Source organism: Enorma sp., from assembly GCF_982429025.1.
In genome coordinates this window covers 14272-38304 of the sequence record NZ_CEWCAA010000015.1, presented here as the reverse complement: position 1 = coordinate 38304, position 24033 = coordinate 14272, and the positions used below count along the sequence as shown (strand labels likewise).

Sequence of the window (24033 nt, the reverse complement as noted above, 5' to 3'; positions counted from 1 at the left end):
GGACTCCAATCCGGACACCTATGGGTGTCCAACTTTTTGTCCGAGCCCCCTCAGCAGTCGAAAAACGTACCAAAGTCGCCCGAAAACGAAATGAGTATCCAATTATCGCCCGAGAACGAGGATGCGCGCTGATTGTGCCAGAATACAGAGAGGGCGTCGAGTGTCGCCCGAAACAGAGCGCGAGGGTGAAGCTCAAGCAGAGCCCGAATCACTTGTTTCGCACATCAAGCCAAGTCTGAAGGAAAAGACTTGCGGCAACGCTATCTACCTTGCCGCGCATTTCGCGCTCCGAAAGCCCCTGTTCTCGCAGAATCCGCTTCGCTTCGCGTGAGGAGAGGCGTTCGTCTATGAACTCAAGGGGAAGGCCGGTTGCGCGCGCGATCTTCTCCGCCGCCTCTACGACACGCTGGGCTTGCGGGCCGTCCTCCCCCGCCAGGGTCTCAGGACGGCCGCAAACGAGCACATCAGGCTCGTAATCTTCGATGATATAGCGGAATGAGCGCGCGTTGCCGAGAACCTCCTGTGCGGGCAGGACCTTCACCGGCATGGCAAGAGTCCCCGTAGCATCAGACACGGCAATGCCAACGCGCGCTTCCCCGATGTCGAGTGCGAGCGCGATCATGGTCTACGCAGAAAGTGCGGCGCGCGCGGCTTCGAGCGCGGCGGGGATGCCGCTCGCGTCCTTACCGCCAGCCTGCGCCATCTGCGGGCGGCCGCCACCGCCACCACCCACGAGCGGAGCGATCTGCTTGATGATATCGCCAGACTTGAAGCCTGCCGCGACCGCTTCGTCTGTGGCACCGGCGAGGAGCGCCGGCTGGCCCTTGCTCGTCACCGTAGCAAGTACGCACGCGACCGGCTCATGAAGCTTCTGGCGAATGGTGTCCCACACGTTGCGGAGGTCTGCAGCCTCAAGGCCCTCAAGCTGTGCGACAACGAGCTTATAGGCACCAAGATCCTCTGCATGGGCGATGGCATCGTCGATGGCGTTGGAGCCGCCGCCGGTGAGCGCATTCTTGAGCTTCTGGCTGGTCTCGCGAAGCTCCTTCTGGAGCCCGGCAATACGGCCTGCCACCTCGTCAGGACGGCACTTGAGCTCGGATGCGGCGGCATCGAGCATGCGTGCGCGCTCCTCAAGATACGCGATGGCGCCCTCGCTCGTTACCGCTTCGATGCGGCGGACATTGGAGCCCGTCGAAGACTCGGAAACGATCTTGAAGAGACCGATCTCTGCCGTGTTTGCAGCATGGGTACCACCGCAGAGCTCGCGCGAGAACGGACGCTCCTCGGCGCCGACCGAAACCACGCGGACAACGTCGCCGTATTTCTCGCCGAAAAGCGCCACAGCACCGGCGGCCTTGGCCTCGTCGATAGCCATCACACGGGTCACAACGGGCTTGGCAGCGAAGATCTGGTCGTTCACGAGGCGCTCGATCTGTGCAAGCTGCTCGGAAGACAGCGCCTCGAAGTGCGTGAAGTCAAAGCGCAGGTGCTCGGGAGCAACGAGCGATCCTGCCTGGTTCACATGGTCGCCAAGTACGTTCTTAAGGGCGGCGTCGAGCAGGTGCGTCGCGGTGTGGTTACGGCGCAGGAGCGCACGACGATGATGGTCGACCGCAGCGTTCACGATGGCGCCTTCCGCAAGCTCTCCCTCCTCTACGATCGCGCTGTGCGCATACAGGCCGTTGTGAGCCTTGGTGTCACCCACGGAGAGGCACACGCCCTCGGCCGACAGCACGCCCGCATCGCCCATCTGCCCGCCCATCTCGGCATAAAACGGGGTGCGATCGAGCACGACCTCGACCTTCTGACCAACGCCGGCATGAGCTACGCGCTCGCCGTCAACGACAAGCGCAAGCACCTTGGCACCCTCAAGCTCTTCATCCTCGTATCCAGCGAACTCGGTTGCGGAAACGGAATCCGAGAGCTCCGTCCAAACATCGTTGAACGAACCCCAGGCATCGCCCTTCACGTTTGCGCGGGCGCGCTCACGCTGCGCCTCCATCTCGCGGTTGAAGCCGTCGATGTCAACGGCATGGCCCGCGCCCTCGGCGATCTCAACGGTGAGGTCGATCGGAAAGCCGAAGGTATCGTGCAGCTTGAAGGCAGTGGCACCATCGAGCACGGCGCCGTCTGCAAGGCCGTCGAGCGCCTCGTCGAGGTAGACGCGGCCGGTGTCGAGCGTGCCCGAGAAGCGCTCCTCCTCCGCATCGACGATACCCTTGACAAGGGCAACGTTCTTGAGGAGCTCAGGGTAGGCGTCACCCATGGCCTCGTTCACGGCATCGATGAACCGGCCAAGGAAGGCGCCCTCGATACCGATAAGGCGACCATGGAAGACCGCGCGACGGAGGAGGCGGCGGAGCACGTAACCGCGTCCCTCGTTGCCGGGCAGGATGCCGTCGGAGATCATGAAGTCGACAGAGCGAGCATGGTCCGCGATGATACGGAGGCTCCGGCTCGGGCCATCGTAATCGTCGGCGACATACGAGACACCAGAGATTTCCTCGCCAAGGGCAATGAGGCCGCGCATGAGGTCCCCATCGTAGAACGAGCTCTTGTGCTGCATGATGGCCGCCATGCGCTCGAGGCCCATACCCGTATCGAGGTTGCGGTGCGGGAGCTCCGGCATAGAGCCGTCCTCCTGGCGATCGTACTGCGTAAAGACAAGGTTCCAGAACTCAAGGAAACGGTCGCAATCGCAACCGGGGTGGCAATCCGGGCTGCCACAGCCGACCTCCTCGCCCTGGTCGAAGTAAATCTCGGAGCAAGGACCGCACGGGCCGGTGGGGCCTGCCGCCCAGAAGTTATCGTCCTCACCGAGGCGGCTGATGTGATCCTCGGCGACCCCGAGCTTGCGCCAGATCTCGAAGGCCTCGTCGTCCTCGGTGAACACGGTGAAGTACAGCCGCTCGATGGGAAGCTTGAACACCTGCGTAGAGAGCTCGAGCGCCCAGGCGCAGGCCTGCTCCTTCGACACGCCGCCAAAGGAGAAGTTGCCGAGCATCTCGAAGAAGCTGGCATGACGGCCGTCGGAACCGATGATGTCGATGTCGTTCGTGCGAACGCACTTCTGGCACGACGTCGCGCCGATCTCGCGCATGGTCTTTTTGCCCTGGTAATACTCCTTGAACTGGTTCATGCCAGCGTTCGCGAGCAGGAGCGAAGGGTCATCCGGCACGAGCGACGAGCTGGGATACAGCTTGCAGCCACGCTCCTCAAAGAACGAGAGGAACGCGGAGCGAATCTCAGCGGTGGTCATCGAAGGAAAATCTGCAGCCATTGCGGTATCTCCTTGAACATCAGCAAATCTCAAACGCACAAAGTATATATGAAACAAGCGGCGAGCGGGTGCGCGCGGCTCGTCTGCGCTGCAAAATCAGGCCACCGAACACACTCGAGGCTCGAGTCGGAAGGTTATTTTAGATCCGTCGAGTAGTCGCACTCCTCAAATTCACACGACCTGCGGTTTTGTGAATGAATTTAGGCCGACTACTAAGCGGGTCGCCAAAAACTTTCCGATTCGAGCTCTGAACTGTTCGAGGCTTGGCGAATGCAGCCCCAAACTCGACTCATGCAATCGCCTAAGGAAGGATGCGGGAGCAAGGGTGGGATTGCATCACTTATCGCTAGGACGATGAAGGAAGGTGAGCTTGCTCCATGGGTTCTCAAGCTCAGCAGGGCGCGGAACAGCCTCGCCCGTGGGCGCAACATCGTCGCTGATGAGCTCCGACTCCGCGACGAAGCTGTCGTCGCCGAGCGCATCGAACGCCGGAACCGGGGCACCGTCCGCGTCGCGGTACGGGGTTCCCTGGAAGATGGCGCCATCGTAGGAAACGAGCGCTCGGCCCGTCTCCTTCTCGAAGTAGAACACGAAAAGCCCCTTGAGCGCGGCGCACAGCGGAATGGCGATGACCATGCCGAGCGGTCCCATGAGCGTGGAGCCAACCACGAGCGCAGCAAGGTTCATGGCAGGATGAATCTTGACCGAGCTCTGCATAACCTTCGGGCTGATGACGTTGTCGGTAACGTTTTGAGCAACCATGGTGATCACGAGGGTCCAGATGGCAAGCACCGGACCATAGAAGACCGCGAGGAGCGTTGCCGCAAACGAAGAGATCCAAGAGCCGAGTACGGGAACGAGATGCATGACGCCGGTGAGAACGCCCATGAGCGCCGCATACGGATGCCCCACGATCGCAAGGCCGACGAAGGCGAGCACGCCGTTCACAAACGATGTGATCACCATGCTGCGCATATAGCCGCCGACGGAACGCGAGAGGATCGCGACCATAAACCGGTAGCTGGTCTCACGCTCCCCTCCCACGATGATGCCGATCTCGCGGTGGATGCGCGGATAATCGAGCGCAAGCCAGTACGCGAGAACGATCCCAAGAAAGACGATAAAGAGCTGCGAGGTAAAGGACGATATGAAGGGGAAGATGCCCGCACCAAGGCCACTCGCCAGCTGAGTTATATACGTAGAGGCCACATCTGCGATCGAGCGAAGCGCCTCATCGAACTGGCTTGCCCACGACGACTGCGAAAGCGCCTCGAAATCCCGAGATACCTGGATCGCCCAATCGCCGAGACCGCGCAGTTGCTGCGGAAGCCGGGAGAGAACTTCCATGATCTGCTCGGCGAAAACCGGCCCGATCACCATGAGAACGCAGAGTATGACTGCAACGACGGCGACAAGGCCTATGAGCGCGCCCACCGAGCGCGGAACACCCTTGTGCTCAAGGGCGTTCACGATCGGCGACTCGATGAACGCGATGAGCGAGCCCACCGCAAGGAACTCGATCACCGGGGCGAGGACGCCCATCACGTTCAGAATCGCGACACCGATGATGATGGCGCCGACCACTGACCACACGCGGAGCGCGATGAGGCGGGCGCCGGGAAGCTTAGCCTCCGCTGCCTCGTTCTTGTTAGCCTGTTTCGTCATCATTGCCGCGCCATCACGCCATCTGGGTCGATCTTATCCTGGATCTTCTTAAGGGTGCGACGAAGCAGACGAGAAACCTGCACCTGGGAGATGCCGAGCTGCTCGGCGATCTCGATCTGCGTCATGCCCTTCAGGAACCGCAGCTCGATTACCTCGCGCTCGCGTGGCGAGAACCCCTTGAGCGCCTCCTCGATGACCAGGCGATCATCGGTGAAAGCGAGCTCATTGTCTTCGCTGCCATAGCGATCGATCACCGATGGGGCATCGTCGTTCTCAGAGCTGCCCGTGCCCTCGAGCGGAACGGAGCTGTACGCACTCGAAGACTCCATGGCCTCGAGCACCTCGTCTACCGACGCGTCAAGGTAATCGGCGATCTCCTGGATGGTAGGCGAACGCTGGAACTGGGTGGTCAAGGTATCAGTAGCCTGGTTGACCTTGGCGGAGAGCTCCTGCAGACGGCGCGGAACGCGCACGCTCCAGCCCTTGTCGCGGAAGTGGCGCTTGATCTCGCCCAGGATGGTGGGGGTCGCATAGGTGGTGAACTCGAGCCCGCGGTCGGGATCGAATCGGTCTATCGCCTTAAGAAGGCCAAGATAGCCAACCTGAACTAGGTCGTCCAAGGGTTCGCCGCGGTTCTTAAATTTGTTCGCGAGGAAGCGCACGAGGTTGAGATGGGACATAACCAGCTGTTCACGCGCCTCCATGTCGCCATCTTCCTTATAGCGACGGAAGAGCTCGCGCGTCTTTTGCTTGTCCCAAGCCGATTTACTCGACGAGGTCTTTTCTGTCATATCAGACATCCGCCTTGAGTTCGAGATGGAGTCGTGCGGGAGCGTCGGTCTTCTCGTATGCGTCGCAAACCGCCGTAAGGATAAGGCCTGCATAGGCCGCGGGGCTATCGGGTTCAGGATCGGCGACGGCGCCCTCGCCAAGATCGACGTCGAGAGCAACATGCTCGTCGTCGACGGTGAAGGTGAGCGAGACGCACTCCCCGGCATCGACCGAGCAAGCGAAGATGAACGCTTCCTCGGCGGCCATGCGCAGATCCTCCACGCGGTCGACCGACATCGACGAAAGGGCAGCCACGTTGGCAGCCGTCATACGAACGAGCCGCGCCAACCGCGGGTCGGCAGCGACCGTAAGAACGATGGGATCGAGTGCCTGGGTCTTAGTCATTGGTGGAATCTCCCTGGTTCGAAGGGACGGAATCGGCAGCAGCGGTCTCTGCTTCTGTAGGAGCAGCGGAGGACGGCTCGGAGTCGTAGGTGTAGTAGCGCGGCGCGGGTGCGGGCGCCTCAGCGGGAGCATCCTCAGGGGCGCTCGTCGAAACCGCCTCGCGAGAGGAATCCGACCCCTCGTTGAGCGCGCGCTCGGGATCGAGCGAGCCGGGTTTGAACTTCCCGAGCAACTTCTGGACCGCCTCCGATGCCGAGTCGGCGACGCCCGAGACAGCATTGCCGGCATTCGCCGCGGCGCCCGTTACCGTAGAGACATCGCGCACGACGGCCTCAACCTCGATAAGGTTCGATGTCAACGCGTCGACCGCAACGTTCGCAGACTTGAGCAGCGGCTCGACCTGCGTGAGCGCAGGCTGCAGCTCGTCGATGGCGCCATCGAGCTTAGCAACGACCGGACGGGTCTCGGCAAGCATGTCGTTCACCTCGCCCATGGTCTTGTCGAGCGAGTCGACCGTAGTCCGCGCGCGGCGGATGGTGAGAGCGAACTCGATCACCGCCCAGATTCCAGCGATGACAAGTAGAACGAGTAGGATATGGAGGGGATCCATTGAGCCTCCTTGAGCTGGTCAGAAACACATATGTGTTGATTCTACCCCATCGCATGACGTTCTTACCCCCTACGCGTTGTTGCCACAAACGCGCGCGGAAAACTACGCCTGCCCGACACCACCCCTCGAGCAGGGCCCCTGCTCGAACCGGTACTGCTCCCAGCCACGCCCATCGGGGCTCCAGAAGCAGCCATGCTCCAAACCGTCGGGAAGATAGCGCTGCTCCACCCAGCCCTCAGGATAGTTATGCGGATAAAGGTACTCTCCGTATTCATCTGAACCGGGCCGATGCCTGTCGCGCAGATAGCTCGGCACCTCGCGCTGCCCACTCGTCCGAACGTCTGCAAGCGCCGCGTCGATCGCCGCCTCCGCAGCATTCGACTTGGGTGCAAGCGCGTTATAGATGGCTGCCTGCGCAAGATTAATGCGGCACTCGGGGTATCCGATCACCTCCGCGGCCTTGAACGCGGCTTCGGCAACAAGGAGCGCCTGGGGATCGGCATTCCCGATATCCTCTGAAGCGGCGATCATGATGCGCCGAGCGATAAACTTCGGGTCTTCGCCGGCATCGATCATGCGAGCGAGCCAATACACCGCGGCATCCGGGTCGCTGCCGCGCATCGACTTGATGAACGCGGAGATGATGTCGTAGTGCATATCGCCGTTCTTATCGTATGAGAGCCCGCGGCGAGGGTTAGCCATCTGAACATCCTCGATCGTGATGACGTACGCCTCTCCCTCGGCAGGCTCCGGCGTGCCCTCGGTATCTGGCCGCGTTACGGCAATCTCACTCGCAAGCTCAAGGGTGGTGAGCGCAGAGCGGGCATCGCCCGCGGCAAGCGTACATATTGCAGAAACGACCTCATCCGACGCCTCGAAGCGGCGATCGAGCCCCTCAGGGGCAGTGAGTGCCCGGCGCACGAGCACGGCTATGTCGTCGTCTGTAAGGTGCTCAAGCTCAACGACGCGAGAGCGCGAAAGCAAGGCGGCGTTTACCTCGAAGTACGGGTTTTCGGTCGTAGCTCCAATGAGCACGACGGTACGGTTTTCAACTGCATGGAGCAGCGCATCTTGCTGGGAACGGCTGAAGCGGTGAATCTCGTCGATGAACAGGATGGTGCGGCGGTCGAACGCCATGAGCCTGCGCTCGGCCTCATCGATCTCGCGGCGAAGATCCTTGACCGAACCAGTGACCGCAGAGACCTCGACGAACTCGCTGCGCGTATGCGATGCGATGATATGCGCGAGCGTGGTCTTACCCGTGCCGGCAGGCCCATAGAGAATTACGCTGGAAAGCACGTCGTGCTCAATGGCGGAACGGAGCCATGAACCGGGTCCCACCGCCTTTCGCTGGCCCACGTATTCGTCGAGCGTGCTCGGGCGCATGCGCACGGCAAGCGGAGCGTTCTTGAGCTTCTTCTCCTTCTCAACCTGCTTGAAGAGGGTTTCCATGGTATCCAATCTATGCCTCGGGTGCGTGCTGACCTACGGGCTCATTGATATAGGTGCGTTTAGGGAAGTGAATCTGGGGGAAGAACTTGCTCGCAAGCTCGGCAAAATAGCCATCGGTCATGCTCGCGATGTAATCGACCACCGTCTGCTCGGGGTCGCTTTGCCAATCGTAGGTACGGCCATAATGCGCGAGCTGCTCCTCGATGCGCATGATATGGTGGCGGAAGATAAAGCTCGATTCGTCGCGCTTATTGAGGTCATCGAGGCAGCGCTCGTACATGAGCTCAAAGGCACGTGCGAGAACCTCAGCACGCTCCCCTTCGATCCCGCTGGATCGATAGATCTTGGCATAGTTTTCCGCTTTGGCGCGGCGAATCTCCGCAAAGAGCTCCTCGCTCATCTCGATACGGTCCTTGCCGTAGCTGTGCTCGATGATGTCGGCCGACGCATGCGTCAAGATCCACGAGTTGTACGCACCGCCCAGGCCATCTTCGAACGCGTCGCCGGTGAGCAGGCCCGCCTCTATGGCATCTTGGCGGTCGCGACCAACGTAGGCGATGATGTCCGAGATGCGCACCACGCAGCCCTCGAGCGTCGTCGGCCTCAGGTGTCCGATGACCGCACCGCCGCCCGAAACGCATTCATCCACCACGCGGTCGAACTCACCGAATGAGGAAAGGCCCGAAAGCTCAAACACGCGCTGCTCGTACTCGCCGTTATGGCAGAGCGCACCGTCGAGCGTCTGAAGCGAGATGTTGCGCCCGTAGAGTTTGTCGAGCACACGGACAGAGTGCACGTTATGGAAGAACCAGCGACCTGTGCGCTCATGGAAGACGTCATTCAAGCAGCGCTCGCCCGCATGCCCGAACGGGGTGTGCCCCAAATCGTGCCCGAGGCCGATTGCCTCGATAAGATCGCAGTTCAAACCGAGCGCAAAGCCGATATCACGTGCGATGCGCGCCACGAGCTGCACATGGAGCCCGCGGCGTGAAAGGTCGTCGTTACTTCTAAAGCTGAATACCTGCGTCTTGCCCGCATAGCGGTTGTAGGCGGGCATATGGAGAATCTTCTCGACATCGCGAACAAAGGCGGGCCGCCAGATGCTCGAGCGGTCAGCGGGGCGCTCCTCGCGGCGAAGAGCATCCTCGTCGGAGGCGCGATAGGGATTTTTCCATCCCCGAGCGCGGTCATCGGACATGCGCTCGATGAGTTCATCGGAAAGCACATCGGGAATGGCATCCATGCGGGCGCGAACCTGTTCGCGCGCCAACGGTTCCTGCATGACCGTCCTCCTTACCAGCATGAGTTGGTCATCCACTATCGTATCATCGCACATCGACAGGACACGAACAAGGGTTCGCTAACCAAATGAGGGGAGAAAGCCAAGGCAGATGAACGCGACGGCAAGAAACGGCAGGAGCGGAAGAGCCGGGCGATGCACGGCGATACCGGTAATCGCAAGGCAGATAAGGGCGAGTGCGTAAGATATCACGCCTCGAACCGGATCGGCAAGCACAAGGGAGAACAGCGCCTTGATATCGCCCATTCCCTGCCCTGCCGCGCCGCGACGGGTTCGCCAAAACAATTCAAAGGCCAAGAGCATGCCGCATATGGCAAAGGCGGCGAGCGCATTGAGAGCAAGCGCGTTCACGCCACCCGATGCAAGCGCTGCGATGGCGGAGGCAGCAGCGAGCAATACGGCGAGCACGTTCGGAAGCCGGCGTTCGCGTGCATCGATCGCCCCCGCAAGCAGCAAGAGCGCATTCAGTACCGCGAAGGCAACCGATCGGGCGATCACTCCTCTACCACCAGACATCCCATATTCAAACGTCCAGCGAACTCCCCGATCACCGCAGACTGGCCGCATCGCGTGAACACGCCGGCAAATTGGCTCCGGAAGAGGAAGAGCCCCTCCATGTTCATATAGGGCTCGAACGGCCGGCCGATACCGGCTGCCCCGCCCTCAACGTTCAAGGTCGCATACGGCGTCACATACTCTTGAACTGTGCCACGGGTCTGCGCCATCTGGGCGAGAACCTCGGCCCATTCCTCGTCGGTGCAATCTTGGCCGGCACGCACGCCAAGGCTGTTGTAGCCGTCACGGGGCTTGGCGATCCAACGCGTGCGGTCCGCAAATCGGGTAAGGTCGCTCTGGCTATCGAGCATATAGGTAGCAGGCACGTGCTCGCGAACGAAGGCAAGCTCCTCCTCGTTGAGCACCTGTCGCGCCGCCGGGCTATGGAGCACGGCGAACACCGTCTTGGTCGCACAGGGCCACGTCCTAAATCCACCCACGATGGGAACGGCGCCATCGGCGGCACAGGCCATGAACGCATCGGCACCCGGGCAGGGCTTCTCCAGCATCTCGGAGATAACGACGCGCCTCCATACGCAGTCGATAGGACCCAAGGCATCGGAGAGCACACCGTCCTCATAACGAAGGTCGCGGATGTCCGCAAAGCGCAGGCGCGCACCGTGCTCGGCGAACACGCGAGCAAATTCATCGATCTCCTCACGGGCGATGCTCTCGGCATAATCGACGGCAACCACCTCGGGAACGGCGGCTTTCCCACCCGCTTCGCGGTAGCAGTCAAGCACGGCGGAAGCGCATGCACCGTAAATGTCGAACGTAGAGACCGCGTGGCGCGATGCGAACGTCTTCCCCGTCTTAGTGAGCAGATTCGTCTTCGTGACCTCCTCGGTCACGAGCATGCCCGAAGAACCATCGGTGTTGAGCTCGCAGAACTTGAACGAGCCCGTTTCCTCGTCCAGAAAGATGTCAACGCGGGCGATGGGAATCTGCGTCCCGAAGGCGTTGGGCATGCAGGCGAGACGTTCGATGCGCGGATCGAGCTCGAACGCGGCGCGAAAGCCCTCGTCCTCTACGAAGCGAAGCGTCACCTTGTCCATGATGCGCCCCATGGTCTCAGCGATCCACGCAAGATATCCCAGGTCGCGGCGAGAGAACACCTTGGGAACAAAGCTCCATTGCACAGGGCCGCCATGATAGAGCGCGTTGGTGGTGAGCAGGTTGGCATCACCCGCCTCGTGAGACGAGGCATCACCTTCGAGTTCGCGGGCGATATCGATGTATTCGGCCTGGAGCGCGCAGCTGTCCAGGGGCGCCGGATGGTCGCATGAGGGAGCAATAGGCGTTGCCGTACGACCATGGATAAGGTTTTGCTGCTCCATTGGTGCTCCTTTCGATTACCACATCAAGCACGCGATGGCTCGGGTTCGCAAGACGCGCAAAACACCACGCCCCTGCAATAGCTTTGGCGCGCGGGCCCAGCTAGGTCATAAGCGGCTTAGCTCGCCTCGCCCACCACATCGTCCAAGGTGAGCGCGAGGCTATGAGGGGTGGGTACCCAGTCGACCTTGAGGAAGAGCGCGGCCACGATGAGCGGGATGTAGGTGAACATGAAGATGGGGAACGTAAAGAGGTTCAAGACGATGCGCCAACGCTGCGGGCAGTGGATATGCTTGTACTCAAAGACGGTGGTGAGCAGCCCCAGCACGAAATACGTCTGGTACAGGGTGAAAAGCGTCATGATGATCGACTCGAAACAGCTTTCGAGCTCGGCGTCGGTTGCAAGGAACCCATGGCTCAGCAGCCCTACGACGAGAAACGCACCGTTTGCAAGAATCGAGATGAGCGTTATGAGGTTGCCGGGCGCAACCGTCATGAGCATATCGTATGCGGCAAAATGGCGCCTGGTGAAAAGCGTCTTTACCAATCGTCCGCCATAGGTGAAGAACACCTGGTAGAACCCCTTGGTCCAGCGCATGCGCTGTTTCCATGACGCCGCGAAGGTAACCGGCTGCTCGTCAAAGAACTCAGCGGGCGCATAGGCGATGCGCACCCCATGGACGGCGCAGAACGTGGAAAATTGGATGTCTTCGGTAAGCGAATGGAACTGCCAACCGCGCATGCCCTCGACGATCTTGGAAGAGATAAGGTATCCGGACCCCGAAACCGCACAGGAGGTCCCGCAGATCATGCGTGCGTTGTTGAGGAAGCGTGCCTCGCGCAAAAACGCGGTAGCATACGCCGCCGAGATCCAGGAGCTGCCGAAGTTCTTAGAGTTGCGATAGCTCGTCACCGCCATATAACCCTGGTCAAAGGCATCATTCATGATGCGGGTGTATTCAGGGCTAATCAGGTTGTCTGCATCGAAGATGAAGAACCCTTCGTGCACGCCCGGGTATTCACGCAGAATTCGCTCGAACCCGTAATCCATAACCCAGCTCTTGCCCTTGCGCGCAAGGTCGTTGCGCTCGTAAACGATGGCGCCTGCCTCGCGGGCCGCACGGGCGGTTTCGTCTGTGCAGGCATCGGCCACCACGAAGACATCGATGAGCTCCTGCGGGTAGTCTTGCTGCTTGATGGAGCGAACGAGGTTGGCGATGACCGCCTCCTCGTTATGGGCAGCGATGAAGTACGCATAATGATGGAGTGTCTTGGCCTTGGGATAGCGATATTCGCCCTTCACGATGCCGATGAAGAAGAAGACGATCTGGTAGAAAAAGATGACCCCAAACAGCACCATGACGATCAGGTTGAACTTCACGATGGGCGTAGCGCTGAGAAACGCGCCGACGGGGTCGTTAAGGAGGAATTGAAGCACGGCATTCTCCATGGTCGCAATGCATACGTGTTGTTAGTCTAGTCGAGCGCCCACCACTGGTAAGCCCATCTCAAGGCATCTACACAGACATGCCAACGAGCGCCCCTCCCAAAATGAATCGCAGAAATGAATCGCAGACACCGGGTGTTGGCGATTCAGAAATGAATCGCAGACACCGGGTGTTGGCGATTCACGGAGTGTCACCACTCCAGAAGCTGCGGGATGATCTCTTCGCCCGCCGGTGTTCGACCGATCGAAAGCGGCTCAATATCCTCGAGCACCGCAGCGAGGTCCCAGGGAAGCGTGTCGCGACACTCGATGGTCTCCCCTGTTACCGGGTGCGTGAACGCAACACGCCAAGAGTGAAGGAACTGCCTTGCGAGACCGCGATCGGCGCGCTCAGCCCCCTTCCCCTTGCCATAGAGAGGGTCTCCAACGAGCGGATGGTTGATATGCCGCATATGGACGCGAATCTGGTGCGTACGGCCGGTATAGAGATGGCATTCGACGAGCGTGTAGCCGTCATCGGTACGGCTAGCTTCGAAGCGCTCAAGAACCTTGAACGTGGTGATCGCCTGGCGCGCGAACGGATCGTCCGAGACCGCCATCTTCACCCGGTCGCGCGTCGAACGGGCAATCCCCGTGCTGATGGTGCCCTCATCGTGCGCGATATAGCCGTGAACGAGCGCGATGTAGCGCCGGTCGAGGGTGCGCAGTCGGATGAGATCCTGAAGCGCGCGCTGGGTCTCATCGTCCTTCGCGGCAAGCATGAGCCCGGAGGTATCACGGTCAAGGCGATGCACGATGCCGGGGCGGTCCTCCCCTTGCAATGTCCCCAGATGCTCGAGACCGCAATGATACACGAGCGCGTTCGCGAGCGTGCCGTCCGCATGGCCGTGCGCCGGATGGCACACCAGGCCGCGCTGCTTAGATAAGACGATGAGGTACTCGTCTTCGAAGCGAATGTCGAGCGGAATGGGCTGTGGGATCACCGCACCGGAAAGCGCCTCCTCCTCGGGAAGCTCGACCGAGATGCGGTCGCCCGCCGCAACGGCATACTTCTTCGAAAGGCACACCTCACCGTTCACGGCGACGGCGCCAGCCTCCACAAGACGCGCGCACGCGGAGCGCGAAGGACACGAATCCTGAGCCCCTAGATAAGCATCGAGCCTTGTTCCGGCATCGGGTTCAGCTACAAGAATATGGAGGTCGCCCGGCATGGTTAACGCCCCTTCCGCCCGCTCTTGCGTGAGGCGCGGCGCCGTATAGCGCTATCGGCATGGGCGGTTCGCTCGGCTTCGGCGCGCTCCCGCGCAGCGAGGTTTGCGGGAGAGAGGAAAATGAAACCGATCAGCGCGACGACGACGCCCACGGTGATGCCGATATCGGCGATGTTAAAAACGGGGAAATCGATGAAAGCTGTAGCGATAAAATCGGTCACAACGCCATGGGCGACGCGGTCGATGGCGTTACCCACCGCTCCGCCGCACACAAGCGCCAGACCAACGACCTCCCAAGACGAGACGAGCGGAGCCCGCAAGAGGTAGATTAGCGACGCCATGACCATGATCACAGCGAGCGTGACGAAAACGAGGGTGTAGCCCTCCCCCAGCCCGAACGCAGCGCCTTCGTTATAGACGAGCTCGAAATTGAGAATTCCGGGGATTACCTGGACACCCACTGTGCCCGCAGGAGATAGCGCAACGCGCGCGACCGCCTTGGCGATCTGGTCGAAGCACGCAACCGTGACACCGACCACCAAAAGCACGCCGAGCCTCCACAGGAGCGGCGGCTTGAACTCTTTGACGTCCACACGCTTCTTTGCCACAACCAAACCTTCCAACTTGAGCCAGGTGTCCAGGCACCATCCGCCTCGTTCAACATGAGACACCGGTGCCTGGCACGTGAGACACTTGTGCCTGGCACAATTGTCTCATGCGGGGCAAGGCGACCAGCACCCTGCCCCGCGAATGTCCTATTCGAGCGCAGCGGCGCAGCGGGAGCAGATGTGCTCGTGCTCGCCATGCACGCCGGTGTCCTCGCGATAGTTCCAGCAGCGATCGCAGCGCTCGCCGCGGGCGGCTTCGACGGTGACGGTGATGCCGTCGTCCTCGGCATCTTCGTTCTCCATAAGCGCAACCTCTGAGACGATGAAGAACTCGGCGAGGTCGATGGCGCGCTCACCGGTAAGGAGCGCAAAGTCCGAAGACGGAACCGTAGCGGAGATGCGAACTTCCTGGCTCTTGGTGAAGGTGCCAGCCGTACGCGCATCCTCGAGCGCTTTGGTCACCGCGCCACGAAGGGTGAGGGCAGCGGTTAGGACCTCGGAATACTCATTGGCCTCTTCGACCGAGATGGGGGCCTGGTACCAATCGAGCATGGCTGCGTAGGTTTCACCACCGCGGCAGCCGGCGGGCGCATAGGCCATGACCTCGTCGCAGGTGAAGGCAAGGATGGGCTGGAGATCGCGCAGGAGCATGCTCAGCAGCTCGGCGAGCACCGTCTGAGCGCTGCGGCGCGCGAGCGAACCGGGCTTCTCGCAGTAGAGACGGTCCTTCAGCGCGTCGAGGTAGACATTCGAGAGCTCCGTGACCACGAAGTCGTAGAGCACGCGATAGGCGCGGTTGAACTCATAGCCCGCATAGGCTGCGTCGACCTCGGCCTGCACCTGCGTCAAACGCGCGACCATGAGCTGGTCGAGAGCGGTAAGGTCGGAGAAAGGAACGCCGTCGGTCTCAGGCTCGAACTGCCCCTCAAGCTCACCCAGCAGGAAGCGGAAGGTGTTGCGGAAGCGGCGGTATGCATCGGAGGTGCGGGCAAGGATCTCATGGTCGATGGCGACGTCGGTCGAGGTATCGACGCTCGCAACCCAAAGTCGGATGATATCGGCACCCATCTCGTCGCAGACCTTGTTGGGATCGATCACGTTGCCCAGGCTCTTCGACATCTTGCGGCCCTGGCCGTCGAGCGTGAAGCCCTGGCTCACCACGGCCTTGTACGGCGCCACGCCGTTCGCGCCCACGCTCGTGAGGAGCGAGCTCTGGAACCATCCACGATGCTGGTCGGAGCCCTCGAGGTACATGTCCGCCGGATACTCGAGCTCCTCGCGGTTCTCGCAGACGGCCTTCCAGGAGACGCCAGAATCCCACCAGACATCGAGGATATCGCGGTCCGCCTTGAGATGGTGCCCACCGCACTTGGGGCAGACGCAGGCCTCGCCCAGGTACTCCTCAGGCGCGTCGGTAAACCAGGCATCGGAGCCCTTCTCCTTGAAGAGGGCGATCACGGCGTCGAGCGTCGCGTCGTTCATGACCTTTTCACCGCAGTCAGCGCAGGTATAGCTCGGAATCGGCACGCCCCAGTTGCGCTGGCGGCTGATGCACCAGTCCGGACGGCCCTCCACCATGGACCCAATGCGGTTCTTGGCGTGATCGGGGTACCACGTCACATGGTTGAGCACCTGATCGAGCGCCTCACCGCGTAGATTGGTCTCGTCCATAGAAACGAACCACTGGTCGGTTGCACGGAAAATGACCGGGTTCTTGCAGCGCCAGCAATGTGGATAGCTGTGGTTGATCTTCTTCTCGGCAACGAGCGTACCGCGCTCGCGCAAAAACTCGATGATGTGCGGGTTAGCCTCATCGGTGTCCATGCCAGAGAAGGGGCCGCCCGTTCCCACGCCGTCACCTGCGTAGAAGTGGCCATCGTCATCAACCGGCATGATGATCGGCAGGTTGCAGCGCATGCCCGTGTAATAGTCGTCCACGCCATGGCCAGGGGCGGTATGGACGCACCCGGTACCATCTTCAAGCGTAACGTAATCGGCCGTGACGATCCTGCCCTGCACGTCGCTGAAGATCGGATGCGTATAGGTGATGTCGACGAGCTCCTCACCGTGGACGCTCCACGGCTCACTGGCACCCTCGTGCACGTACAGGCAAGCATCCTCGATGCCGGCCACCCCATGGAAGACCTTCTCCCAGAGCGCCTTGGCCATGATGCCCAGGCGGCCCTCCGCCTCGACGGCGATGTAGTCGGCGTCGGCGAGCAACGCCACGCCGGCGTTCGCGGGAAGCGTCCAAGGGGTCGTGGTCCAAATCACCACATCGACCGGTACACCCGCCGAACGCAGTGCTTCGGGCACGTCGATGAGTTCAAAGCGAACGAAGACAGATGGCGAGACCTCATCGGAATACTCGATCTCGGCCTCGGCGAGAGCGGTATGGCAGTGCTTGCACCAATGGACCGGCTTGCGGCCGCGATAGATCATGCCCTTATCGAACATGGCCTTGAAGACCTCGATATCCGCGGCATCGTGTTCATGATAGAGCGTGAGATACGGGTTATCCCAATCGCCGAGCACGCCAAGGCGCTTGAAGCCCTCGCGCTGCAGGTCGATGTTCTCAACAGCGAACTTGTTGCAGAGCTCGCGAATCTTTGCCGTGGGCGTGGCGTTGAACTTCTTGGTGCCGAGCATCTCCTCGACCTTATGCTCGATGGGCTGGCCATGGCAGTCCCAACCGGGCACATACGGCGTCTGCTCGCCCTGCATGGCGTGATACCGCATGATGATGTCTTTGGAGATCTTGTTCATGGCATGGCCGATGTGGATCGGACCGTTCGCATACGGAGGGCCATCGTGAAGGACGAATTTCTTGTGCCCTTCGTTTTTCTTCTGCAGCTGCTCGTATACATGGTTCTCGTACCAAGCTGCCAGGCGCTTGGGCTCGTTCTTAGGAAGCCCGCCACGCATGGGGAAGCCCGTCTTGGGCAACTGCATCGTGTCGTTGTACTTACTTTTCTCCTTCGCCATGTGCCCTCCTCGCTACAGGCGGAACACTGGCGCGGCGCCCCGCCGTCGTGGGCGCCTAAGAAAAAAGCGCCCGTCCCTTAAAGCTGGGACGAAGCGCTTCCAGAATCTCGCTGCCGCAGCATGTGCGGCCACAAGCTTAAAGCTCCTCGCTCTACCACCCAGCTTAGGTGCCCCTGCTGCCTGGCGACAGCCCGCACCCTTTACTCGGCTGGTCCATCACGGCGACCATCCCGGCGACGCCTACTGAAATGAGTCAAAATGGGACGGGGTTGTTTTGCACACTCCGCCAGATCGGCTCATTCGTTCGGGCCGCAGCTCCGGGGTGATTTTCACTCGGTCGCACCGGCGAGCTTCTCAGCTACCGCTCGCTCTCTTAACAGTGCGGAGGCCGACTACTCCTCCCCATCACAGCCATTGCGCGGTATTGTAGCACGTTTGCATGGCTGTGATGGGTGAGCGAGGACTCTTCACGTCTATGACTGCTTCTTCGCAAGCCCCATTCCTGCCAGAAGGACGATGGAGCCCGCGCCTGCAGCTAAAAGATAGATGGACGAATCGCCGGTTTGCGGGAGCTCCGGTGCTTCTGAAGATGCCTGTTCGCGATCGCCGCCGGCTGCAGGAGCCTCAACGCTGGGAGTGGTGTCGGGAGTATCTGGCGTCGTATTGCCAGGCTCCGTCGGTGTCGCCGGCTCTTCTGGATTGGTAGGCGTTTCGGGTTGAACCGGACCGACCGGGTCTTCTGGACTCACAGGATCTGGGTCCTTGGGGTCGCCCGGCTCCTCGGCCGCCTTCGTGTTGGTCACGTCAATGTACCCAGATAGCATATCCCCACTAAAGTCTTTCTCTATAGAGGAGGTATACCCGGAGGGAACATCGAGCTCTTCAGCCTCGATGCCTCGTATGCGCGAACCCCCGGTAATCGTCTCTATCTGCACTTCCCAATCGTTTTCCTCTGAGAGCACCAGGGTCCAGTCGTCGTCAGTTCCCAGAATCCCGTCCGGCCCCTCAGCGGATAGCTCATCATCACCGCCTCCATCGTTCCGCGAGATGAGGGAGAAGTAATCGATGGGCTCATCGCTACGAGCCTCCACGGCATCGATCTTCACACGCACCCTCACCGAATCAGGCCGCGTTCCGCCCTTATTATCAGAATCCTCCCATATCTTTTCTACCGTAATGTACGATGAACCCGACTCTTCCTTTGCAAGGGCAGTTGTCGGAAACGCCACGAAAGGCGTGGCGGCCGCGAGCGCGAGCGTTGCGATTGCAAGCAGCCCCCGCATTATCATTTTCTTCATGAAGCCCATCCCTTTCTTGCGCCAATCGCACGCAGGTGAATGACCCAGCGTGAACACCCTTGCCGTGCTGGAATTAACCCAAGCATTAAGGTGGACTTTACCGAGGATTCGACCCAAAAACGTTCCTCGAACCGTCACGCATGGCACCCGTCTTGTGCAGGAACGATGGTTTCGCTCACAAATCAGTGCGAGGGTACGTTCGCAGCTGGGCCGCTCGGGAACATGTAGCCCTAGTCTTGTAACAATTCGAGCCTCGGGCGCGCCCATGGGGAACGAATTAGGAACGAATCTCGTACTCACGCGTCATACGCTCGTGCACACCATAGATATCCCTCTCGCAAAACATCGCGAGATCACACCATCCAGCAAGCGAATGGAAGCCATCATGCAAACCCAGCTTTTATCACATTCCGTCGGTGACGCCGCCTCTGCCCCGATGGAATACTGCGAGGCATCGCCCGTCGGAATCGTCCACTTTAGGGCACGCGATTTCAGCATTGTCGGCTGCAACGAACAGGCATGGCGCATCGTGGGCATCGACTCAAGCGATGCGGGCCTTCGTGCTGCGGTAAGCGAAAGCATAGATCGCCTCGTACCCTTAGCGGACCAGGGGCCGTTTCGAACGCTGCTCGAGGAGGCGCGCGCCGCCCAGCCGCCAACCGAATTCGATACGCGCATCAGGCGTGCAGATGGGACTCCCATCGAAATCGCATGCTGGCTCTCACGCCTTCCCAACCTTGATGAACAAGAGGGCATCTACCAGCTTGTCATCGTGGACGTCACGCAAAAGCGCGACGCATCCCGCGCGAAGAGCCGTGCTCGCCGCGCCCAGGAGCTTGCGCTCATCTACGACACCGTTCTTCTCATTGAACCGAATGAGCAGCGCGCCTGCTGCCTCAAGTTCGCTCAAGACGAACGCCTCGCGAGCTTGGGCGCCCTGCGAGTAAGCCTATCCGATGCAGTCGACCAACTCATCGAGCATCTGCCCGCCGCGCAAGATCAAACCACCCTCAAAGCGTTCATTGAGGCAGCATGCCATGCATATCGATGCAGCGAGCCGTTCGCCGCCGTTCCGCAACGAATGGTATTCGCTGGACGAAGCGGGCTTACCGGCAAGGCGGTAGATTACCGTGAAGCGATCCTCGTCGATGCGGAGGGCGGGGCATTTTTCCTGTGCTCGCGCTTTATTGGAGCCATGAACGCCGGCCCGAACACGGCCGTACCCGGCAAAACCTTACCGGCAGAAAGCCAGCAGGCTTCGGAATCGAGCCTGGAAATCGTCGATACGATGCCCCGCATCGAGATCCGTACGTTCGGCTACTTCGACGTGTTTGTCGATGGTCGGCCCATCGCATTTCGAAGCGAGAAGGCCAAGGAGCTGCTCGCCCTGCTTGTTGACCGAAGGGGCGGTTTTGTAACTTCAGCCGACATCATCACGGCCCTTTGGGAAGATGAGCCGATAACTGCCCAGACCCGTACACGCTGCCGGAAAGTGGCCCTTCGGCTCAACCGAACGCTCGAAGCAAACGGGGCGGCGCATATTATGGAGTCGGTACGGGGAAAGCGCCGCATCGTGCCGGAAGCGGTCGCCTGCGACCTCTTTGATTTTCTTTCCCCCGTTCCAAACAGGAAAGCCGCCTTTAGAGGCAGCTATCTGAAGAACTATAGCTGGGCCGAGGCCACGCTCGCCGAGCTCATGCAAAACTACTATCGGAGCTGAACGAGGGTCCGCCCGTCGATGCTTTTCAAAGATAAGTGGGCGGTTGCGTCATTCCACGTCAAAACGGGGCATACGGTATATAGCAACACCATGCCGCATGCCGAGAGCATCTGACCGAAAGGAATCGAAATGCATATCGTCGCCATCGCAGGTTCGCTTCGCCAAGGTAGCATGAACCGCCAGCTCGCCGAGGCCGCGGGCCGCATCGTACACGAGCTCGATCAAGCCGTACAGTTCACCCTGCTCGATTGGGCCGATGTGCCCTTGTTCAACGAGGACATCGAGCGGCCCGCACCGCCAGCCGTCGCCCGGGTGCGCGAGCAAATTCTTGATGCCGACGGCATCTGGTTCTTCACACCCGAATACAACCATTTCTTCCCTGGCCCGCTCAAGAACCTACTCGATTGGCTCTCACGCCCTGTGAGTGCGGCACAAGGCCAGGTTCTCGACGGCAAGCCAGCGGCAATTAGCGGGATTTCTGCAGGAGGTTCAGGCACCGCCATTGCCCAGGATCATCTCGTTGCACTCATCTCGTTCCTCAACATGGACGTTATGAACAAGCCGCGCCTCACGATTCCGTTCGGCTTCTCAAAGATGAACGATGGGGCGCTCGACCTGGGAGACTCGCTCCCCTATCTTGAACGGCAGGCCCAAGCCTTCTTGAAGTTTGTCGCTAACCGCTAGCCGAAAGGCGGCGAATGTCGTTCATACCATCGTTTGTGCTCGTATATCGGCATACCAACAACACGGTCGATGCGCCGCCACTCATCCAAGGCTTGCGAACTCGGTAAGGAACTCATCCGGTTGCATAACGCGCAAGCCACGTTGCCGCAGAAGCCGAACGAACACTCCGCTGCCTGGAACGAGCCGACCGGAGAACGTACCATCATAAACTTCAGAGACGCCACAGGAAGGGCTGCGCGGCTGCAGGACCGCAAGGTCGCAACCGCCAGCAGCTTCAATGCGGTCAAGCGCTCGCTCGGCACCAAGGCGAAACGCGGCATCCACACTTTCCCCCGACTGAGTGCGAACCTCACCATGCACAATCTCGGCCGGAGGCCGGGGAATAGGAAGGCCACCGAGCACCTCAGGGCAAACCGGAATCACCTCATGGCCTGATAGCGCATCGACAAGCTTGGGGCATAGGTTGTTGTCCCCGCTATACTTGCAGTTCTCGCCCAAGAGGCAGGCGCTCACCGCAATACGCACAATGCTCGTACCTCCCAACCCATGTTCACGACGCACTAGCTCGCTTGAGCGCGCACCCAGCACATTTGGCACGCGCGCGAGCGCCGTTGGCGCCAGTGCATAACGCCTGCGCAAGAAAGACAATGCGTGAAAGTGCCCAAAAAGCCTCTGGAGTACCCAAGGATGCGGGTTTTGGGCACTTTGAAGCCCAAAGCGGCATCCGATCCACTCCAAGATTCAAGTTTTGGGCACTTCCGGACAGAACGTCAAAGTACAAATAAAGAGACCTTCAAAGAAAGTGCAGCTCAGACGGCGCGTCCCTTTCGCAAAATCGATAGGCTACTCGGGATGAGCGACCGGAAGTGCCCAAAACTTGCTCGCACGTTCGATCAAGATCGTTCGGGACCTATGTATTCAGCGATTTCCTAGAGCTTCGCGCCGCACGACATGCAGAACGCGTCGCCCTCGTTGATGGGCGCGCCGCATCCAGGGCACGTGGGGCCCTCGACAGGAGCCGGCGCAGGGGCGGGAGCCGGGGCTGCAGAAGCCAAAGCAGCCTGTACCTCAGCCATGGGCTTGCCGCATCCCGCACAGAATAGGTCGGTTGCGCTCATGCGCGTATGGCAGAATGGGCACTCGATCTGCGCTGCGGCCTGAGCGGACTCAGCAGCCTGGCGCTCGATCTCATCGAGCTGCGCCTGGATATTCGCACGCTCCTGGTCGATCTGAGCAATGCCATCGTACAGCTGCTCGCGGCCCGCGCGGAAGGACTCGTCGTCCTTCGTTGCCTCATACAGGCTTGCACCCAGCTGCGCAGCCAGCTGAGAACGGCGCTTGTTCGCATCGTTCAACTGGCTCTTAAGCTTCATCGATTCAACACCGCGGTTGGCGCCGGCAACACCACGGTTAAGCGAAGCTTGAACATCGTCAAGAAATCCCATGATTCCACCTTCTAACTCAGGCGCCCATTGAAAGGCACCGATGAGAGATACCGATCGGGTTGCGAGGCACGGCACCACGCATCCACGGCCACTATACCACGGTACTCAAACAGTCCGGTGGTGGCGCGGCCAATTAACGCCGCGAACAACGTGCGCGAACACGCTGCTTACGATTCCTTGATGCGCAGATACATAGCCTTAGCACCCGAAGCGTTCGCGCGCTCATCGAACTCGTAGACGCCCATCGACTTCAGGAACGGGCTGAGTTTGCGATATCCGTAGTTGCGCACGTCGAAATCGGGCAGGCGCTTGGGCAGCTCGCTGCCGATAGTGCCGAGGAAGACCCAGCCCTCCTCGTCGGAGAACTGGTCGATGACCGAATCGACCGCCGTGCGAATACGCTTCATATGCCGCCGGCGCGCGGCGCGGCTAAGCTCGCTGAACTCTACATCGCCCAAGTCGGCCTCGGTGCCGGCTACCAGCGACGCCTCGCCGCCCATATCGCCCGGTGAGCGCTTGGGGCGCGCAGCCGCCTTGTCAGGTGCGGCCTGTTTATCCGCCGGCTTCTCGACACCGGAGGACTTTGCCTTCAACTTCTTCTGCGTGGGAGCACCCTCGTCCTTTATGGCCTTCTTTGCCGCCCCCTTGCCCACCTTCTTCTTGGCGGGCGCCTCGGTCGTTATTTCCGCTTCGCGCTCCGCCTCGGCCTCCTCCTTCGCCTCCGCACGCTGCGCGGCATAGAGCAGGTCGAGGTACTTGAACTGGTTGCATGCGCTGATGAACGGCTCGGGCGTCTTCTGCTCGCCCATGCCGATCACTTGCATGCCGCTTTCGCGCAGGCGCGCGGCGAGACGCGTGAAGTCTGAGTCGGAGCTCACGATGGCGAATCCGTCCACGTGGCCGCTGTAGAGAATGTCCATCGCGTCGATGATCATCGCGGAATCGGTCGCGCTCTTGCCGTAGGTGTAGCTGTACTGTTGGATGGGAATGATCGAATTCTCGAGTAGGCTGTTTTTCCACGAAACGAGGCGTTGACTCGTCCAATCGCCGTAGATGCGCTTGTACGTGGCAACGCCTGCGTTCGAGACCTCGTCGAGGATGATTTTGATGTACTTCTCCGAGATGTTGTCCGCGTCGATGAGGATGGCGAACCTGGGCTCGGAGCTGGTCTGAGCTGGCATACGGGCCTTTCTACTCGCAACGTATGCCCTCATGATACCCAAAAGTGCGAACTCCACTGCAAAGCGGCTGCCGCGAGC

20 protein-coding genes are annotated in these 24033 nt (G+C 60.4%); 2 read left to right on the top strand and 18 right to left on the bottom strand.

What is annotated here, in order from left to right; all coding sequences use genetic code 11:
* Positions 1-208 precede the first annotated feature (208 nt).
* The 15 genes from ruvX to AC1VS5_RS04150 form a co-directional block, all read right to left on the bottom strand.
* Positions 209-622, bottom strand: a complete 414-nt coding sequence (gene ruvX, locus AC1VS5_RS04220) for a Holliday junction resolvase RuvX (RefSeq protein ID WP_276767233.1) — start codon at positions 620-622, stop codon at positions 209-211.
* Between the two features lie 3 nt (positions 623-625).
* Entirely contained in the window at positions 626-3283 is a 2658-nt protein-coding gene (alaS, locus tag AC1VS5_RS04215; RefSeq protein WP_481217789.1) for an alanine--tRNA ligase, read from the bottom strand.
* Between the two features lie 336 nt (positions 3284-3619).
* Positions 3620-4951, bottom strand: a complete 1332-nt coding sequence (locus AC1VS5_RS04210) for an AI-2E family transporter (protein WP_287746860.1) — start codon at positions 4949-4951, stop codon at positions 3620-3622.
* Positions 4948-5739, bottom strand: a complete 792-nt coding sequence (locus AC1VS5_RS04205) for an RNA polymerase sigma factor SigF (protein ID WP_022349452.1) — start codon at positions 5737-5739, stop codon at positions 4948-4950. The genes AC1VS5_RS04210 and AC1VS5_RS04205 overlap by 4 nt, the downstream gene beginning before the upstream one ends.
* A 1-nt stretch (position 5740) precedes the next feature.
* Positions 5741-6124 carry an ATP-binding protein gene (locus AC1VS5_RS04200; RefSeq protein ID WP_022349453.1) on the bottom strand — a complete coding sequence of 128 codons (384 nt, stop codon included), beginning with the start codon at positions 6122-6124 and terminating at the stop codon, positions 5741-5743.
* Positions 6117-6734 (bottom strand): hypothetical protein, encoded by a 618-nt coding sequence (locus tag AC1VS5_RS04195; protein ID WP_481217788.1) that lies wholly within the window; start codon positions 6732-6734, stop codon positions 6117-6119. Before AC1VS5_RS04195 ends, AC1VS5_RS04200 begins: the two co-directional genes overlap by 8 nt.
* 102 nt (positions 6735-6836) lie before the next feature.
* Positions 6837-8186, bottom strand: a complete 1350-nt coding sequence (locus AC1VS5_RS04190) for a replication-associated recombination protein A (protein WP_481217787.1) — start codon at positions 8184-8186, stop codon at positions 6837-6839.
* 10 nt (positions 8187-8196) lie between these two features.
* Positions 8197-9468 carry a deoxyguanosinetriphosphate triphosphohydrolase family protein gene (locus AC1VS5_RS04185; RefSeq protein ID WP_481217786.1) on the bottom strand — a complete coding sequence of 424 codons (1272 nt, stop codon included), beginning with the start codon at positions 9466-9468 and terminating at the stop codon, positions 8197-8199.
* Between the two features lie 78 nt (positions 9469-9546).
* On the bottom strand, positions 9547-9984 hold the full coding sequence (locus AC1VS5_RS04180; protein WP_481217785.1) for a prepilin peptidase: 438 nt from the start codon (positions 9982-9984) through the stop codon (positions 9547-9549).
* Entirely contained in the window at positions 9981-11378 is a 1398-nt protein-coding gene (locus AC1VS5_RS04175; RefSeq protein WP_481217784.1) for a hypothetical protein, read from the bottom strand. The genes AC1VS5_RS04180 and AC1VS5_RS04175 overlap by 4 nt, the downstream gene beginning before the upstream one ends.
* A 116-nt stretch (positions 11379-11494) precedes the next feature.
* Positions 11495-12736, bottom strand: coding sequence for a glycosyltransferase family 2 protein (locus tag AC1VS5_RS04170; protein ID WP_481217791.1), 1242 nt, complete (start codon positions 12734-12736; stop codon positions 11495-11497).
* Positions 12737-13014: 278 nt separating this feature from the next.
* Positions 13015-14034, bottom strand: coding sequence for an RluA family pseudouridine synthase (locus AC1VS5_RS04165; protein WP_481217783.1), 1020 nt, complete (start codon positions 14032-14034; stop codon positions 13015-13017).
* A gap of 2 nt (positions 14035-14036) precedes the next feature.
* The gene (gene lspA, locus AC1VS5_RS04160; protein WP_235895830.1) at positions 14037-14642 is read right to left on the bottom strand and encodes a signal peptidase II; all 606 of its coding nucleotides are present in this window, start codon (positions 14640-14642) and stop codon (positions 14037-14039) included.
* Positions 14643-14789: 147 nt separating this feature from the next.
* Positions 14790-17627 carry an isoleucine--tRNA ligase gene (gene ileS / locus AC1VS5_RS04155; protein ID WP_481217782.1) on the bottom strand — a complete coding sequence of 946 codons (2838 nt, stop codon included), beginning with the start codon at positions 17625-17627 and terminating at the stop codon, positions 14790-14792.
* Between the two features lie 473 nt (positions 17628-18100).
* A complete protein-coding gene (locus tag AC1VS5_RS04150) occupies positions 18101-18925 on the bottom strand; it encodes a Cna B-type domain-containing protein (RefSeq protein ID WP_481217781.1) in 825 nt (274 codons plus the stop codon).
* Positions 18926-19310: 385 nt separating this feature from the next.
* Between AC1VS5_RS04150 and AC1VS5_RS04145 the strand changes: the two genes are divergently transcribed.
* Together AC1VS5_RS04145 and AC1VS5_RS04140 are read left to right on the top strand one after the other, a co-directional pair.
* Positions 19311-20645 carry a hypothetical protein gene (locus AC1VS5_RS04145; protein WP_481217780.1) on the top strand — a complete coding sequence of 445 codons (1335 nt, stop codon included), beginning with the start codon at positions 19311-19313 and terminating at the stop codon, positions 20643-20645.
* 129 nt (positions 20646-20774) lie between these two features.
* A complete protein-coding gene (locus tag AC1VS5_RS04140; protein WP_481217779.1) occupies positions 20775-21329 on the top strand; it encodes an NADPH-dependent FMN reductase in 555 nt (184 codons plus the stop codon).
* An 81-nt stretch (positions 21330-21410) separates the two neighbouring features.
* Here AC1VS5_RS04140 and AC1VS5_RS04135 read toward each other — a convergent pair whose 3' ends face one another.
* The 3 genes from AC1VS5_RS04135 to AC1VS5_RS04125 all read right to left on the bottom strand — a co-directional run bounded on the left by AC1VS5_RS04135 (position 21411) and on the right by AC1VS5_RS04125 (position 23955).
* Positions 21411-21842, bottom strand: a complete 432-nt coding sequence (locus AC1VS5_RS04135) for a 2-thiouracil desulfurase family protein (RefSeq protein ID WP_481217790.1) — start codon at positions 21840-21842, stop codon at positions 21411-21413.
* Positions 21843-22258: 416 nt separating this feature from the next.
* A complete protein-coding gene (locus AC1VS5_RS04130; protein ID WP_481217778.1) occupies positions 22259-22774 on the bottom strand; it encodes a zinc-ribbon domain-containing protein in 516 nt (171 codons plus the stop codon).
* Between the two features lie 167 nt (positions 22775-22941).
* Positions 22942-23955, bottom strand: a complete 1014-nt coding sequence (locus tag AC1VS5_RS04125; RefSeq protein WP_481217777.1) for an NYN domain-containing protein — start codon at positions 23953-23955, stop codon at positions 22942-22944.
* Positions 23956-24033 lie beyond the last annotated feature (78 nt).